General features: G+C 61.5%; 14 protein-coding genes. 8 read left to right on the forward strand and 6 right to left on the reverse strand.

All coding sequences use genetic code 11. The features are described from left to right. Positions 1-84: 84 nt before the first annotated feature. Genes DBR00_RS08685 through DBR00_RS08695 form a run of 3 tightly spaced genes read left to right on the forward strand, consistent with a single transcriptional unit; the run spans position 85 to position 3,060 of the window. Positions 85-1,005, forward strand: a complete 921-nt coding sequence (locus DBR00_RS08685) for a histone deacetylase (protein ID WP_108487955.1) — start codon at positions 85-87, stop codon at positions 1,003-1,005. Between the two features lie 56 nt (positions 1,006-1,061). Beyond that, the gene (gene ampC, locus DBR00_RS08690) at positions 1,062-2,222 is read left to right on the forward strand and encodes a class C beta-lactamase (protein ID WP_108487954.1); all 1,161 of its coding nucleotides are present in this window, start codon (positions 1,062-1,064) and stop codon (positions 2,220-2,222) included. 13 nt (positions 2,223-2,235) lie between these two features. Further along, a complete protein-coding gene (locus DBR00_RS08695) occupies positions 2,236-3,060 on the forward strand; it encodes a bifunctional 2-polyprenyl-6-hydroxyphenol methylase/3-demethylubiquinol 3-O-methyltransferase UbiG (RefSeq protein WP_108487953.1) in 825 nt (274 codons plus the stop codon). A 90-nt stretch (positions 3,061-3,150) separates the two neighbouring features. Here DBR00_RS08695 and DBR00_RS08700 read toward each other — a convergent pair whose 3' ends face one another. Further along, positions 3,151-3,756 carry a nucleotidyltransferase family protein gene (locus DBR00_RS08700; protein WP_218276604.1) on the reverse strand — a complete coding sequence of 202 codons (606 nt, stop codon included), beginning with the start codon at positions 3,754-3,756 and terminating at the stop codon, positions 3,151-3,153. A gap of 9 nt (positions 3,757-3,765) precedes the next feature. Further along, entirely contained in the window at positions 3,766-4,902 is a 1,137-nt protein-coding gene (locus DBR00_RS08705) for an aminotransferase class V-fold PLP-dependent enzyme (protein ID WP_108487952.1), read from the reverse strand. A 114-nt stretch (positions 4,903-5,016) separates the two neighbouring features. On the opposite strand from DBR00_RS08705, the gene DBR00_RS08710 reads away from it, so the two are divergent. The 4 genes from DBR00_RS08710 (at position 5,017) to DBR00_RS08725 (ending at position 8,247) form a co-directional block, all read left to right on the forward strand. After that, complete coding sequence (locus DBR00_RS08710) at positions 5,017-6,258, forward strand: TIGR03862 family flavoprotein (RefSeq protein ID WP_108487951.1); 1,242 nt, start codon at positions 5,017-5,019, stop codon at positions 6,256-6,258. Between the two features lie 86 nt (positions 6,259-6,344). Further along, complete coding sequence (locus DBR00_RS08715) at positions 6,345-7,346, forward strand: response regulator (RefSeq protein ID WP_108487950.1); 1,002 nt, start codon at positions 6,345-6,347, stop codon at positions 7,344-7,346. A 3-nt stretch (positions 7,347-7,349) separates the two neighbouring features. Beyond that, entirely contained in the window at positions 7,350-7,805 is a 456-nt protein-coding gene (locus DBR00_RS08720; protein ID WP_108487949.1) for a PAS domain-containing protein, read from the forward strand. Positions 7,806-7,884: 79 nt separating this feature from the next. Further along, a complete protein-coding gene (locus DBR00_RS08725; protein ID WP_108487948.1) occupies positions 7,885-8,247 on the forward strand; it encodes a VOC family protein in 363 nt (120 codons plus the stop codon). 33 nt (positions 8,248-8,280) lie between these two features. On the opposite strand, the gene DBR00_RS08730 is transcribed toward DBR00_RS08725, so the two are convergent. The 4 genes from DBR00_RS08730 to DBR00_RS08745 form a co-directional block, all read right to left on the reverse strand. Beyond that, positions 8,281-9,618: a DEAD/DEAH box helicase gene (locus DBR00_RS08730; RefSeq protein WP_108487947.1), complete on the reverse strand. Its 1,338-nt coding sequence runs from the start codon at positions 9,616-9,618 to the stop codon at positions 8,281-8,283. Between the two features lie 138 nt (positions 9,619-9,756). Further along, positions 9,757-10,851: a cell division protein ZapE gene (zapE, locus tag DBR00_RS08735; protein ID WP_108487946.1), complete on the reverse strand. Its 1,095-nt coding sequence runs from the start codon at positions 10,849-10,851 to the stop codon at positions 9,757-9,759. Positions 10,852-11,002: 151 nt separating this feature from the next. Continuing rightward, positions 11,003-12,349, reverse strand: coding sequence for a tryptophan--tRNA ligase (locus DBR00_RS08740; protein ID WP_108487945.1), 1,347 nt, complete (start codon positions 12,347-12,349; stop codon positions 11,003-11,005). A 28-nt stretch (positions 12,350-12,377) separates the two neighbouring features. Beyond that, complete coding sequence (locus tag DBR00_RS08745) at positions 12,378-13,007, reverse strand: alpha/beta hydrolase (RefSeq protein ID WP_108487944.1); 630 nt, start codon at positions 13,005-13,007, stop codon at positions 12,378-12,380. A 151-nt stretch (positions 13,008-13,158) separates the two neighbouring features. On the opposite strand from DBR00_RS08745, the gene DBR00_RS08750 reads away from it, so the two are divergent. Further along, a complete protein-coding gene (locus tag DBR00_RS08750; protein ID WP_108487943.1) occupies positions 13,159-13,596 on the forward strand; it encodes a YhcB family protein in 438 nt (145 codons plus the stop codon). Positions 13,597-13,646 lie beyond the last annotated feature (50 nt).

Raw genomic sequence — 13,646 nt, forward strand, 5'->3', positions numbered from 1 at the left:
GCATTCTAGCCAATCGAGCGCCGGGCTTGAGCGCAAGCAGAACCTGCCGCCATACTTTGGCCACCTCTGCCCGAGCCTGACACCATGCGCCTGCCGCTGGTCTATCACGACGACTACAGCCCACCCTTCCCGGCCAACCATCGCTTCCCCATGGAGAAGTTTCGCCTGCTGCGCGATCACCTCGTCGCCAGCGGCCTGAGCACCGATGCCGAGCTGCTACGCCCCGAACTGTGCCCCACCGACGTACTCGCCCTGGCCCACTGCCCGGCTTATATCCAGCGTTTTGCCAGCGGCGAACTGGCCTATGAGGAGCAGCGTCGCCTCGGTTTGCCGTGGAGCGCCGCCCTGGCCCAGCGCACCATTCGGGCGGTGGGCGGCTCGCTGCTGGCGGCTGAGCAAGCCCTGCAACACGGTCTGGCCTGCCACCTGGCCGGCGGCACCCACCATGCGCATTACGATCACCCGGCTGGCTTTTGCATCTTCAATGACCTGGCAGTGATCAGTCAGTACCTGCTGGCCAGCGGCAAGGCCCAGCGCGTGCTGATCTTCGACTGCGACGTGCACCAGGGTGACGGCACCGCGCGCCTGCTGGAGAACACCCCGGAAGCGATCACCGTATCGCTGCACTGTGAGAAGAATTACCCGGCGCGCAAAGCCGCCAGTGACTGGGATATTCCACTGCCCAACGGTATGGGCGATGACGACTACCTCAAGGTGGTCAACGACACCCTCAATTACCTGCTGCCGCTGTATCAACCGGATATCGTGCTCTACGACGCCGGTGTCGACGTGCACCAGCACGACGCCCTCGGCTACCTCAACCTGACGGATGCCGGCATCGCCGCCCGTGACGAAGCCTTACTCAACCACTGCCTGGGCCGCGACATCCCGGTGGTCGGGCTGATTGGCGGCGGTTACGACAAAGACCGTTATGCCCTGGCTAAACGCCACGGCATCCTGCACCACAGCGCCGCCAAGGTCTGGCAGGCACGCGGGTTGGGATAAAAAAGCCATCAGCGCTGTCACATCGCGCATCTTCACCACCAAGGAATTCGCCCAGCATGTACGGAAAATTCAGCCCCCTGCCGGCACTGCTTGCCGCTCTCGCATTCGCTAATGCCGCGCACGCCGGCGACACATTGCAGTCACGGGTAGACGAAACCATCCGCCCGGTGATGCAGGAATACGGCATCGCTGGCATGGCCGTGGCGATCACCCACAACGGCCAGGCGCACTACTTCAACTATGGTGTGGCACGTCTGGACGACCAGCAGCCGGTGAGCAGCGACACCCTGTTTGAAATCGGCTCGCTGAGCAAACCGCTCACCGCCACCCTCGCCGCCTTGGCGCAAAGTACCGGCAAACTGAGCCTTAGCGACAGCGCCGGCCAGCACTGGCCCGAGCTGCAAGGCAGCCCGCTGGCACACGCCAGCCTGCTCAACCTCGGCACCTACAGCGCTGGCGGGCTGCCGCTGCAGTTCCCCGACAGCGTGACCGACCCGGCCAGCCTGCTCGCCTATTACCGCCAGTGGCAGCCTGAATACGCCGCCGGCAGCCATCGGCGCTATTCCAACCCCAGCATTGGCTTGCTCGGCCATCTCACCGCGCGCAGCATGGCCCAGCCGTTCCCCACGCTGATGGAGGGCACGCTGTTCCCCGCGCTCGGCATGCCACACAGCTATATCCAGGTGCCGACGGCGCAGCTGCCGCGCTATGCCTACGGCTACAGCCAGGACAACCAGCCGCTGCGGGTCACGCCGGGCATGCTCGACGCCGAAGCCTACGGGGTGAAAACCAACGCCCGGGACATGCTGCGCTTTGTCCAGGCCAACCTTGATCCGGCCAGTCTCACCGAGGATCTGCAACGCGCCATCGCCATCACCCACACCGGTTATTACCGCGTCGGCGAGATGACCCAGGGCCTCGGCTGGGAGCGTTACCCCTACCCGATCAGCCTGGAACGCCTGCAAGCCGGCAACTCCCCAGCCATGGCTCTGGAGTCGCAACCGGCTAAACGCCTCGCACCGCCGGAAACAGCGCCAGGCGACAGCCTGTTCAATAAAACCGGCTCAACCCGCGGCTTCGGCGCCTACGCGGTGTTTGTTCCCAGTCAGAACCTCGGCCTGGTCATGCTGGCCAACAAGAACTACCCCAACGCCGCCCGAATCAAGGCGGCCCACGCCATACTGAGCGCACTGGATACGCATTCCCCCACACATTGAATGGAGTTCCGTCATGGATGACTCGTTTGCCCTGAACCAAGCCAACTGGAACGAGCGCGCCGCCTTGCATGCGGCGTCGCCCGATTACCAGGTTCAGCTGTTTATCACCTCGCCCGCGCATTTATCCGAAGTCGTGCGCTTTGATCTGCCGCGCCTTGGCGATATCCACGGCCTGCGCGCGCTGCACCTGCAGTGCCATATCGGCACCGACACCCTGTCGCTGGCCCGTCTGGGCGCGCAGATGAGCGGCCTGGATTTCTCCGCCGCCTCATTGGCGCAAGCCAGCAAACTGGCAAGCAGCTGCGGTGAGCACATCGAATTTGTCGAAGCCTCGGTCTACGACGCCGCCAAGGTGCTCGGGGCGCAATCATTCGACCTGATTTACACCGGCATCGGCGCACTGAACTGGCTACCGCAGATCGATGACTGGGCGCGCAATGTCGCCGCCCTGCTAAAACCCGGCGGACGCCTGTTCTTACGTGAAGCCCATCCGGTGCTGATGGCGCTCGACGAGGACTGCGAGGACGCCCTGCAGCTTGCCCACCCCTATTTCGAACACAGCGAACCCACCGTCTGGGATAACGAGCACACCTACGTCAAAACCGACACCCTGCTGACCGCCAGCATCACCCACGAATGGAACCACGGCCTGGGCGAAATCATCACCGCACTGCTGCGTCACGGCATGCGTCTGACGGCACTGGAAGAACACACCAGCCTGCCCTGGGAAGCCCTACCGGGTCAGATGAGCCTGGGCGAGGATGGTGAATGGCGGCTGGATAACCAGCCGCAAAGGCTGCCATTGAGCTATACGCTGCAGGCGGTCAAGGTCGGCTAACCCGCCAGATCACGCAAGCACAGCGATACCCATAGACCGAAGTCATAGCTGTAACGCAAAGACGATTTATGGGTATCGAAATACTTAGTCTTAAAGACATGGTAGAACTTTGACTCTTGGCCAGCGCTCAGAAAAACGCTTATCAGCAACGCGCTCCTCGTAAACCTCACGCGGAACGCGCTCTGGATTCCAGCGAATCACCATTTCAAAAAGATCGATAAGGCCATGAGGTGAAATAACCTCAATCTTTCCTGATGTCGTAAGCGTAACGCCTACGCATGTAGCCACCTCAGGCCATGAAGCTACGCCTTCTGCTAGAGAACGAAACGGCATCATTTTTTTACCGGGATGAGGCCGAATCCAAGTATGAACCGCCGCCTGGTTAACTACATCCCAAGCAAACTCAGGCTCGGACAAGTCCAACTGCAGTTTTAAGGACTGCTCCAACTCCAGGGAAAGATTGTTTGCGTCATAAAAGACGACATCTATGTCATCGGACTTGGTTGCCACTTCAAAACCGTGCAGGTGATCCCAAACAAGATTACGAATCGCGCCCGCACCTATACACCAAGAGCTCAGGTTCAACCGCCTAACTGCCTTCAGTGCAGTAATGGTCACTTCTGATTTGGCCACGATAGAAATCAGCCTCTCCTCAAGCAAAATTTCACCCGCACGGTTAATCAAGTCCAGCAACACCTATTTATTTCAACTACCCGCCAACACCTTATCCAGCGCCTGCTCAAGGGTCGCCACGGTGCGCTCGATATTGCCCAGTTTGTCCAACCCGAACAGGCCCAGGCGGAAGGTCTGGAAATCCGCTGGTTCATCGCACTGCAACGGCACGCCCGCTGCGATCTGCAGGCCCTGGGCAGCGAATTTGCTGCCGTTCTTGATGCTCGCGTCGGTGGTGTAGCACACCACCACGCCGGGAGCCTCGAAGCCTTCGGCGGCCACGCTTTTGAAGCCTTTGCGGGCGAGCAAGGCGCGCACCCGCTCACCGAGTTCCTGCTGTTGCTCGCGCACCTTAGCGAAACCAATGGCTTCGGCCTCGCGCATGGCATCGCGAAAACGCGCCAGGGCATCGCTGGGCATGGTGGCGTGGTAGGCATGGCCACCTTGTTCGTAGGCTTGCATGATCTGCAGCCACTTTTTCAGGTCGCAGGCAAAGCTGGTGCTTTGCGTGGCTTCGACGCGGGCCTGGGCGGCTTCGCTGAGCATCACCAGGGCGCAGCACGGCGAAGCGCTCCAGCCTTTTTGCGGCGCGCTGATCAGCACGTCCACGCCGCAGGCCTGCATGTCCACCCAGAGGGTGCCGGAGGCGATGCAATCGAGCACAAACAGGCCGCCGACCGCATGCACAGCATCCGCCACGGCGCGCAGGTAGCCATCTGGCAGAATCATGCCGGAAGAGGTCTCCACGTGCGGGGCGAACACCACCTGCGGTTTTTCCAGGGCGATCACCGCCAGCACATCGGCCAGTCGCGGCGGGGCATAGGCGGCCTGGCTGCCTTCGCTGACCGGACGCGCCTTGAGCACAATAGACTCAGAGGGGATCTGCCCCATCTCGAAAATCTGCGTCCAGCGGTAGCTGAACCAGCCGTTGCGCAGCACCAGGCACTTCTGCCCGGTGGCCAACTGGCGCGCCACGGCCTCCATGCCATAGGTGCCGCTACCAGGCACGATGGCCATCGCATGGGCGTTGTAGACCTGTTTCAGGGTGCTGGAAATCTCCTTCATCACGCCCTGAAACGACTGCGACATATGGTTGAGAGAGCGGTCGGTGTAGACCACCGAATATTCGATCAGGCCGTCGGGGTCGATGCTGGGGTAGAGGTCAGACATAAAGGGGCTCCGGTCAGAAATTCACCCCGCGACCCTGCCCGAAGCCGGGGCAAATGACAAGGCGCACGCGGCCTCGGTTAGAATGCACGCCCTTAATTCCCGCCCGATATCGCCATGACCGACAACCACCAACCACCTGCCTCTCGCGTTGCCATTATCGGCGGCGGCCCCGCCGGGCTGATGGCGGCCGAAGTGCTGGCCCTGGGCGGTGTGCAGGTCGACCTTTACGACGGCATGCCTTCGGTGGGGCGCAAGTTCCTCCTGGCCGGGGTCGGCGGGATGAATATCACCCATGCCGAAGCCAAGCCGGCCTTTGTGGCCCGCTATGGCGCGCGCCAGGCAGAAGTGACCAAGCTGCTGCAGGACTTCGATGCCGAGGCCCTGCGCGCTTGGATTCACGGCCTTGGCATCGACACTTTTGTCGGCACCTCGGGCCGGGTCTTCCCCACCGACATGAAAGCCGCGCCGCTGCTGCGCGCCTGGCTCAAGCGCCTGCGTGAACTGGGCGTGTACATCCACACCCGCCATCGTTGGCTAGGCTGGGATGATCAGGGCGCGTTGCGGATCGTCTCGCCTGCCGGCGAGCACCTGATCAAAGCGGACGCCACCCTGCTGGCTCTGGGAGGCGCCAGCTGGGCACGACTGGGCTCGGATGGCGCCTGGGTCAGTCTGTTGCAAGACCGCGGCGTGACGATCGCGCCCTTGCAGGCCAGCAACTGCGGCTTCGATATAACGGCCTGGAGCGCGTTTCTGCGCGACAAGTTCGCCGGCGCGCCGCTGAAGAACGTCAGCCTCAGCCTACCCGGAGAAACACCGCGCCTGGGCGAGTGTGTGCTTACCACCAGCGGCCTCGAAGGCAGCCTGGTCTACGCCCTGTCGGCAGCTATTCGTGAAACGATCAACCAGCACGGCAGCGCCACCGTACACCTTGATCTGTTACCACAAACGCCGCTGAGCAAATTGCAGGTGGCCCTGAGCAAACCGCGCGGGTCGCAGTCCATGGCCAAGCACCTGCACCGCCAGGCCGGGATCGATGGGGCCAAAGCGGCGCTGCTGCGGGAACTGGCCAGCGCCGCAACCTTCAATGATCCGGCACAGCTGGCCAGTGCAATCAAGGCCCTGCCGATCCCCCTGGTACGTCCACGGCCATTGGATGAAGCCATCAGCACAGCCGGAGGCGTGCCGTTCGAACAGATGGACGGCCAGCTGATGCTCAAGGCCTTGCCTGGCACCTTCTGCGCCGGGGAAATGCTTGACTGGGAAGCGCCCACCGGCGGCTATCTGCTGACCACCTGCTTTGCCAGTGGCCGCCGCGCTGCCCAGGGCATGCTCAACTGGCTGTCACACCACAGATAAGCCCCCACGCCGCACGTCAAGCGACTATGCTTTGGAAAAACCGTCATAGAGCGGTGATCTTCCACGCGCATAGGTACTCTCCAGCCGTGATTCCACTAGTGGTCTGCGACGACTCGAATATGGCGCGCAAGCAGTTGATTCGCGCCCTGCCACCCGAATGGCCGGTGACCATCAGCCAGGCTGCCAACGGTCAGGAGGCCCTGGCCGCCCTGCGCCAGGGGCTGGGCCAGGTGATGCTGCTGGACCTGACCATGCCAGTGTTGGACGGCTATGAAACCCTCGCCGCCATGCGCGCCGAGGGCCTGGCCTGCAAAGTGGTGGTGGTGTCCGGCGACGTTCAGGACGAAGCCGTACGCCGGGTCAAGGAACTCGGCGCACTGGCCTTTATCAAGAAACCCGCCGACCCCGATACGCTGCGCAGCACCCTGCTCGAACTCGGCCTGTTCGACCCCAAGGCCACCCCCACCGCCCTCGCCCAGGCCGCCGTACTGGATGAGTTGAAGGTCAACTTCCGCGATGCCCTGCGCGAGGTCACCAACGTCGCCATGGGCCGCGCCGCCGCGTTACTGGCCAAGGTGCTGCACGTATTTGTGCAATTGCCGGTGCCGCAGGTGAACATCTTCGAGGTCAGTGAGCTGCACATGACCCTTACCGATGCCATGCGCGGTGAACGCCTGAGCGCGGTGTGCCAGGGCTTTATCGGTGATGGCATTGCTGGCGAGGCGCTGCTGCTGTTCCATGATTCGGAAGTGGCCGACATGGCGAAACTGCTGGGCTGGCAACCCAAGGACGACACCCAGACCTCGGAAATGCTGCTGGACCTGGCCAGCATCCTCACCGGTGCCTGCCTGGCCGGGATTGCCGAGCAGATTGATGTGCGTTTTTCTCAGGGCCACCCGCAATTGCTGGGCCAGCATTCATCCATCGAGCGGCTGATTCACCTCAACCAACGACGCTGGCGCAAGACGCTGGCCATTGAAGTGAGCTACAGCCTGGAAGCCCACAGCATTCACTTCGACCTCTTGCTGCTGTTTACCGAAGATTCGATCAAACGCCTGACTAACAAGCTCAACTACCTGATGAGTTAAGCCATGCCTGCACAGATAGATATCAAAGAGGTTCACTGGCTGCTCGATATCGTGCAGTGCATTGATGTCGGGGTGATCGTGCTCGACCGCCAATACCGGGTTGAGGTGTGGAACAGCTTTATGGAAAACCATTCCGGCATGGGCCCGGACGAGGTGCACGGCAAAACCCTGTTCAGCCTGTTCAGTGAAATCGACGAAGCCTGGCTGCGGCGCAAGGTCGATACCGTCGTGGCACTGGGCACCCGCGCCTTCAGCCTGTGGGAACAACATCCCTACCTGATGCACTTCAAGAACTACCAGCCGATCACAGGCCAGGAAGACTTTATGTACCAGAACGTCACCCTGCTGCCACTGGGCGGCTCGGGCAACGCAGTGGAACACATCTGTGTGGTGATCTATGACATGACGGCCGCTGCCACCCACAAGAAGCAGCTGGAAGCAGCGCAGGCCAGCCGCTAATCTCTACTCGCCAGGCTCCGGCAGAGGGCCGGCCCAACCGTATTAGCCTGCTCGACACCACTCGCGCAGGAACCATCCGATGTTGCACAGCGTTGAACTGAAAACCTTCGTACCCGCCCGCGACTTCGCCGTGAGCCAGGCGTTCTACCAGGCTCTGGGTTTCAAACCCGGCTGGGTCGGCGATGACCTGGCTTATTTCAGCCACGGCGAACACTGCGCTTTTTTGCTGCAGAATCTCTACATCAAGGAGCAGGCGGATAACTTCGTCATGCACCTGCTGGTGGAAGACGTCGAGGCCTGGTGGCAGAAGGTGCTGGATGAGCAGCTGGTCGAGCGCTTCGGCGTGCGTCTGGTGCCGCCCCAGGATCAGCCCTGGGGCATGCGCGACTTTGTGATCATCGACCCCAGCGGCGTGCTCTGGCGGATTGCACAGAACAGTTAGCCCCAGCAGTGGACGGGCTTCGCGTTGTCCACCCTAGGGTTTTCTGCCGCCCTTGGCCGGCTTACCGCCAAAGCTGGGCACCTTGCGCACAGCCTTGACCGCCGGGGCGGCTGGCTCGTCGGCCTCCATCCAGCGCCCCAGGCTGCCGCCCTTGCCACCGCCAACGACTTTTGGCTTCTTCGGTTTCTTCGGTTTTTTCACCACCTGACCACCAGGCAGGGTCTGCGGCACGCGGTGGTCGGGGATAAAGTCGGGTTCGTCGATGCGTTGCAGCACTTGTTGGGTCAGGGTTTCGATGGCCGAGAGCAGTTGCACTTCGTCGGCGCAGACCAGCGACACCGCCTGACCGGTAGTGCCAGCACGCCCGGTACGGCCGATGCGGTGCACATAGTCTTCGGCCACGATGGGCAGATCGAAGTTGACCACCAACGGCATGTCGTCGATGTCCAGCCCACGGGCCGCCACATCGGTGGCCACCAGCACCTTGACCTCGCCGTCCTTGAAGCGCTGCAGGGCACGCTGACGGGTGGCCTGGGGTTTGTCGCCGTGGATCGAGTCGGCGCTGATGCCGTGGCGTTGCAGCTCGGCTTCCAGCTCATCAACACCCTTGCGGGTTTTCACAAACACCAGAGCCTGGCTCCAGCGCTTGCTCTGGTAGAGGTGCAGAAACAGCTCGCTCTTGCGTTTCTTGTCCACCGGGATCAGCCATTGCTTGACCGATTTGGCGGCGGCGTTGCGCGGGCTGACCTCAATGCTCAGCGGGTCGTTGAGCATCAGCGCGGCCATGGCGCGAATGGCGTCCGAGAAGGTCGCGGAGAACAGCAGGGTCTGGCGCTTTTTCGGCAACGCCACAAAAACATTCTCCAACTCACTGGCAAAGCCCAGGTCGAGCATGCGATCGGCTTCATCCAGCACCAGGGTTTGCACCTGATTGAACTTCACCGCATTCTGCCGGTACAGATCAAGCAAGCGGCCGGGGGTGGCCACCAGCACATCCACGCCTTTGCGCAGCTTCATCATCTGCGGGTTGATGCTGACCCCGCCATACACCGCGTAGCTGCGCAGCGGCAAGTGCTGACCGTAGGTGAGAAAGCTCTGCAACACCTGCTCAGCCAGCTCACGGGTCGGCACCAGCACCAGCGCGCGCACCGAATTACTGGCCACCTGCGGCCCTTCCATCATCAGCCGTTGCAGCACCGGCAGGGCAAAACCGGCGGTCTTGCCGGTGCCGGTTTGCGCGGCGGCCATCAGATCACGGCCCTTGAGCACTGGCACGATGGCCTGCGCCTGCACGGCGGTGGGGGTTTTGTAATCGAGGCTGTCGAGAGTACGCAGCAGAGGCTCGATCAGGCCGAGGGAGGCAAAGGTCATAGGGCTAACCGCAGAAAAAAGTCGATGGCGCAGAGTTTATCCTGCCTGGGCGCAGACGGCCTGACTGTCTTCAGCCGGCCATCAACTACAAAGCCCGAAATGATCCGGGCTTTTAGGTACGAATGTACGCGTGTTGAGTTAAGGCTTGTGCGGCCGCGCGAGAAACTCGTGGGATTGCATTTCCAGCAGACGACTCAGCGTGCGCTGGAACTCGAAGGTAAGACGACCGCCAGTGTAGAGGTCTTTAAGCTCCACCTCGGCGGAGATGATCAGCTTAACGTTGCGGTCGTAGAACTCGTCCACCAGGTTGATAAAACGTCGGGCCATGTCGTCCTTGGCAGTACTCATCTTTTCGACGTTGGCCAGCAGCACCGCATGGAAGATTTTACCCAGTTCGATGTAGTCGTTCTGACTACGCGGGCCATCGCACAGTTCACGGAAGTCGAACCAGGCCACGTCATCACCGACCTTGCGCGCGACGATGGCACGGTTCTCGATCATCAACGCCTCGTTTTCCTGCACCACGCAGTGCTCGGGCAACAGGCTGACAAAGCTCTTCTGCAGGCTTTCTTCGGCGGCGGCATCCAGCGGCCAATGGAACAACTCGGCCTGTTCCAGGGCGCGCAGGCGGTAATCAATACCGCTGTCGACGTTGACGATCTCGGTGTGCTGCTTGAGCAGGGCAATCGCCGGCAGGAAGCGCGCGCGCTGCAGGCCGTCCTTGTACAAGCCATCGGGCACGATATTGGAGGTAGCAACCAGGCTGACGCCGTTCTTGAACAGCTCTTCCATCAGGGTGGCGAGGATCATGGCGTCGGTAATGTCACTGACAAAGAACTCGTCAAAGCAGATGACCTTGGCCTCGTCGGCAAAGCGCTTGGCGATGAGGGTCAGCGGGTTCTTTTCGCCCTTGAGGGTGCGCATTTCTTCATGCACACGCTTCATAAAGCGGTGGAAGTGCGTACGCATCTTGCGCTCGAAGGGCAGCGCATCGAAGAAGGTGTCGACCAGGTAGGTCTTGCCACGCCCGACGCCGCCCCAGAAATAAAGACCTTTGACCGGCCCCTGCGGCTTTTTGCCGAACAGCTTGCCAAATACGCCGGCGCTGCCCTTGTCGGCGGCGATCAGGTCGTCATACAGGCGCTGCAGATGACGCACCGCCGTTTCCTGCGCAGCGTCATGGAAGAAATCAGGGCGTTTAAGGTCAGCCTGGTAGCGTTCTAGGGGCGTCATAAACTCGTTAGCCGGGCAAGTAAAACGGGGGCGTCACTTTAGCGACGCCCCGGTGGATTGGCAATCGGGTAGGTTGGCGTTGAGCGCAGCGAAGCCCAACAAAAACGCAACGTTGGGCTTCGTCGCGTTGCTCCTCAACCCAACCTACACCTTAATCCTGCGGTGCCAAGGCTTCACGCAGGCGCTGCATAGCCGCCTGACAGGCACTGCTGTCGGCGAATGCCGGGCTTTGCGCCACGCATTCATCGTCCAGCCAGACGCCAAAGCCGCCGTCCTGCTCGCGCACATCCAATGCTTCACCGGATTGCAGACGCTTGTTGACCATGCCTGCCGCCTTGCCATCGGCAAACGACTTGGACAGCAACAGTTGCTCGCCAGTGGCATCGAGCAGGCGGAAACGGAAGCTACCGTCGTCATCGCGGAAGCTGACAAAGCGTGCACTCTTGCCGGCTTTCTTCTTCTCGCCCGCCGTGTTGACGGCCTGGCTGCGGAACGAGCGCAGGCCCACGGCCTCACGCAGCTCGCCGAGAAACGGCGTGGCGATCTTGCGCGCCTTGGCGGCACCGGCCAGGAGGATGTCTTCCAGATCGGCCGGTTTGCTGATCAGCGCGTGATAACGCTCGCGGGCTTCGCCCAGCTCGGCTTCCAGCAGGTTGCACAACGCCTGTTTGGCTTCGCCCCAGGCCAGGCCACCTTCCAGCGCCGCGCGGAAATCCGCCTGCTGAGTCGGTGCAGCAAAGGCCTGATAGAGGGTGAACAGGTGCGAGCTGTCCGGGTCTTTCGGCTCGCCTGGCAGCTTGGAGTCGGTCACAATCCGCGCCACGGCATCCTTGAGCTGCTTGGCACTGCCAAACAACGGGATAGTGTTGTCGTAGCTTTTGCTCATCTTGCGGCCGTCGAGGCCGGGCAAGGTGGCCACGTCTTCCTCGATCACCGCTTCGGGCAGGGTGAACAGCTCTTTACCTTGAGCGAACAAGTGGTTAAAGCGCTGGCCGATATCGCGGGCCATTTCCACGTGCTGAATCTGGTCACGACCGACCGGCACCTTGTGCGCGTTGAACATCAGAATGTCTGCGGCCATCAGCACCGGGTAGCTGAACAGGCCCATGGTGATGCCCGCATCCGGGTCTTCACCGGCTTCGACGTTCTTGTCCACCGAGGCCTTGTAGGCATGGGCACGGTTGAGCAAGCCCTTGCCGGCCACACAGGTAAGCAACCAGCACAGCTCGGGAATCTCGGGGATATCCGACTGGCGGTAGAAGGTGGCTTTGTCGGTATCCAGCCCCAGCGCCAGCCAGGTGGCAGCGATTTCCAGACGGGAACGCTGGATGCGCGCTGGCTCATCGCACTTGATCAACGCGTGGTAGTCGGCCAGAAAGTAGAACGAATCCGCATCGGCGGCGCGGCTGGCGACGATGGCCGGGCGAATCGCACCCGCGTAGTTGCCCAGGTGCGGCGTGCCGGTGGTGGTGATGCCGGTAAGGATACGAGTGGTCATAACGTTCGCTTATTGAGGCTCAATCAGTTCAGAGACGCGGCAGTAGCAAATCCTTCAGGTCGGTCAGCTTGCCGTGAAAAAAGTGGCCGCATTCTGCCACTTTCAGCAGCTCATGGGCACGCCCGAGTGCTGCCGACCACTGGTAAACCACCTGCGGGTCGATCACTTCGTCGTCTTCGGGCTGGATCAGGACCAGCGGACAATGACTGGCCGGTGGCGTGTCATCCATCAGACGATGCACCGCCGGGGCCACCATAAACAGTTTTTCGAGCGTTAACCCCTGGGCCTCAAGGCGCGCTCCGAGCGCGGCGGCAACAAAACCACCAAAGGAAAAGCCCAGCAGGGTCATTGGCAATTCAGGGTGCTGCGCACGCAGCCAGTTCGCCACGGCCTCGGCATCGTCCACCTCACCGCTGGCCATGTCATGGCTGCCGGCGCTGGCACCGACACCACGGTAATTGAAACGCAACGTGGCCAGACCACAGTCACGGGCCGTGCGTTGCAGGGTGGAGACCACTTTATTAAGCATGGTGCCGCCCTGCACCGGGTTAGGGTGGCAGATCAGCGCCACGCCACGGGCGTCGGGGGTGTCCAGCCAGAGGGCCTCAAGTAGGCCGCAGGGGCCGGCAATCGTGATGGGGGTTTCGCGGGTGAGCAACAGGGAACTCCGTGACCTCGCAGTGGGTCGACTCGTCTAGCTGACAGCCTGCGCCGCAGAACCGCCGTAATCGTTTCGGCATTGCATTGCGGTATACAGCGCAGGTTCGAGCCGTTAACGTAAAGCAAAGCCGTTTAGAGAGGAAGGACTCGTGGAACAGACGCTTACCGCCTGGTTGCTACCCGCCATTACCCTGGTCGCAGGCATTGCCATTGGCTTCCTGATTGCTCGCCTGGCACCCAATGCAGCGCCCAGCCGCACCCAGCGCCAACTGGATGAAATGCAGGAGCGCTTCGACGCTTACCAAAGTGAAGTGGTCAGCCACTTCAACACCACCGCCAGCATGGTGAAGAAGCTCACCCAGAGCTATCAGGACGTGCAGGAGCACCTGTCCGAGGGAGCCAACCGCCTGGCCCTCGACGAGCTGACTCGCCAACGCCTGCTGGCCACCCTGCACGCTGATGACAGCAGCGAAAAACGCGAACGCCTGACGCCGCCAAAAAACAATGAAATGCCCAAGGACTACGCACCGAAAAGTGCCGATGTGCCGGGCATGCTCGATGAAAGCTACGGTTTGAAGAACAAGTAATAGGCGCTGACGCGGTAGCGTCGGCGACCAAGCAGCCAAAAAAAGCCCCG

The sequence above is a fragment of the Pseudomonas sp. HMWF032 genome (genome assembly GCF_003060885.1).
Taxonomy (GTDB): Bacteria; Pseudomonadota; Gammaproteobacteria; order Pseudomonadales; family Pseudomonadaceae; genus Aquipseudomonas.

What these genes read in the sequence shown, in the direction of transcription:
- zapE (WP_108487946.1), bottom strand. Translation starts at nt 10,851, where the DNA reads ATGACGCCCCTAGAACGCTACCAGGCTGACCTTAAACGCCCTGATTTC.
- DBR00_RS08710 (WP_108487951.1), top strand. Translation starts at nt 5,017, where the DNA reads ATGACCGACAACCACCAACCACCTGCCTCTCGCGTTGCCATTATCGGC.
- ampC (WP_108487954.1), top strand. Translation starts at nt 1,062, where the DNA reads ATGTACGGAAAATTCAGCCCCCTGCCGGCACTGCTTGCCGCTCTCGCA.
- DBR00_RS08740 (WP_108487945.1), bottom strand. Translation starts at nt 12,349, where the DNA reads ATGACCACTCGTATCCTTACCGGCATCACCACCACCGGCACGCCGCAC.
- DBR00_RS08685 (WP_108487955.1), top strand. Translation starts at nt 85, where the DNA reads ATGCGCCTGCCGCTGGTCTATCACGACGACTACAGCCCACCCTTCCCG.
- DBR00_RS08725 (WP_108487948.1), top strand. Translation starts at nt 7,885, where the DNA reads ATGTTGCACAGCGTTGAACTGAAAACCTTCGTACCCGCCCGCGACTTC.
- DBR00_RS08695 (WP_108487953.1), top strand. Translation starts at nt 2,236, where the DNA reads ATGGATGACTCGTTTGCCCTGAACCAAGCCAACTGGAACGAGCGCGCC.
- DBR00_RS08730 (WP_108487947.1), bottom strand. Translation starts at nt 9,618, where the DNA reads ATGACCTTTGCCTCCCTCGGCCTGATCGAGCCTCTGCTGCGTACTCTC.
- DBR00_RS08720 (WP_108487949.1), top strand. Translation starts at nt 7,350, where the DNA reads ATGCCTGCACAGATAGATATCAAAGAGGTTCACTGGCTGCTCGATATC.
- DBR00_RS08705 (WP_108487952.1), bottom strand. Translation starts at nt 4,902, where the DNA reads ATGTCTGACCTCTACCCCAGCATCGACCCCGACGGCCTGATCGAATAT.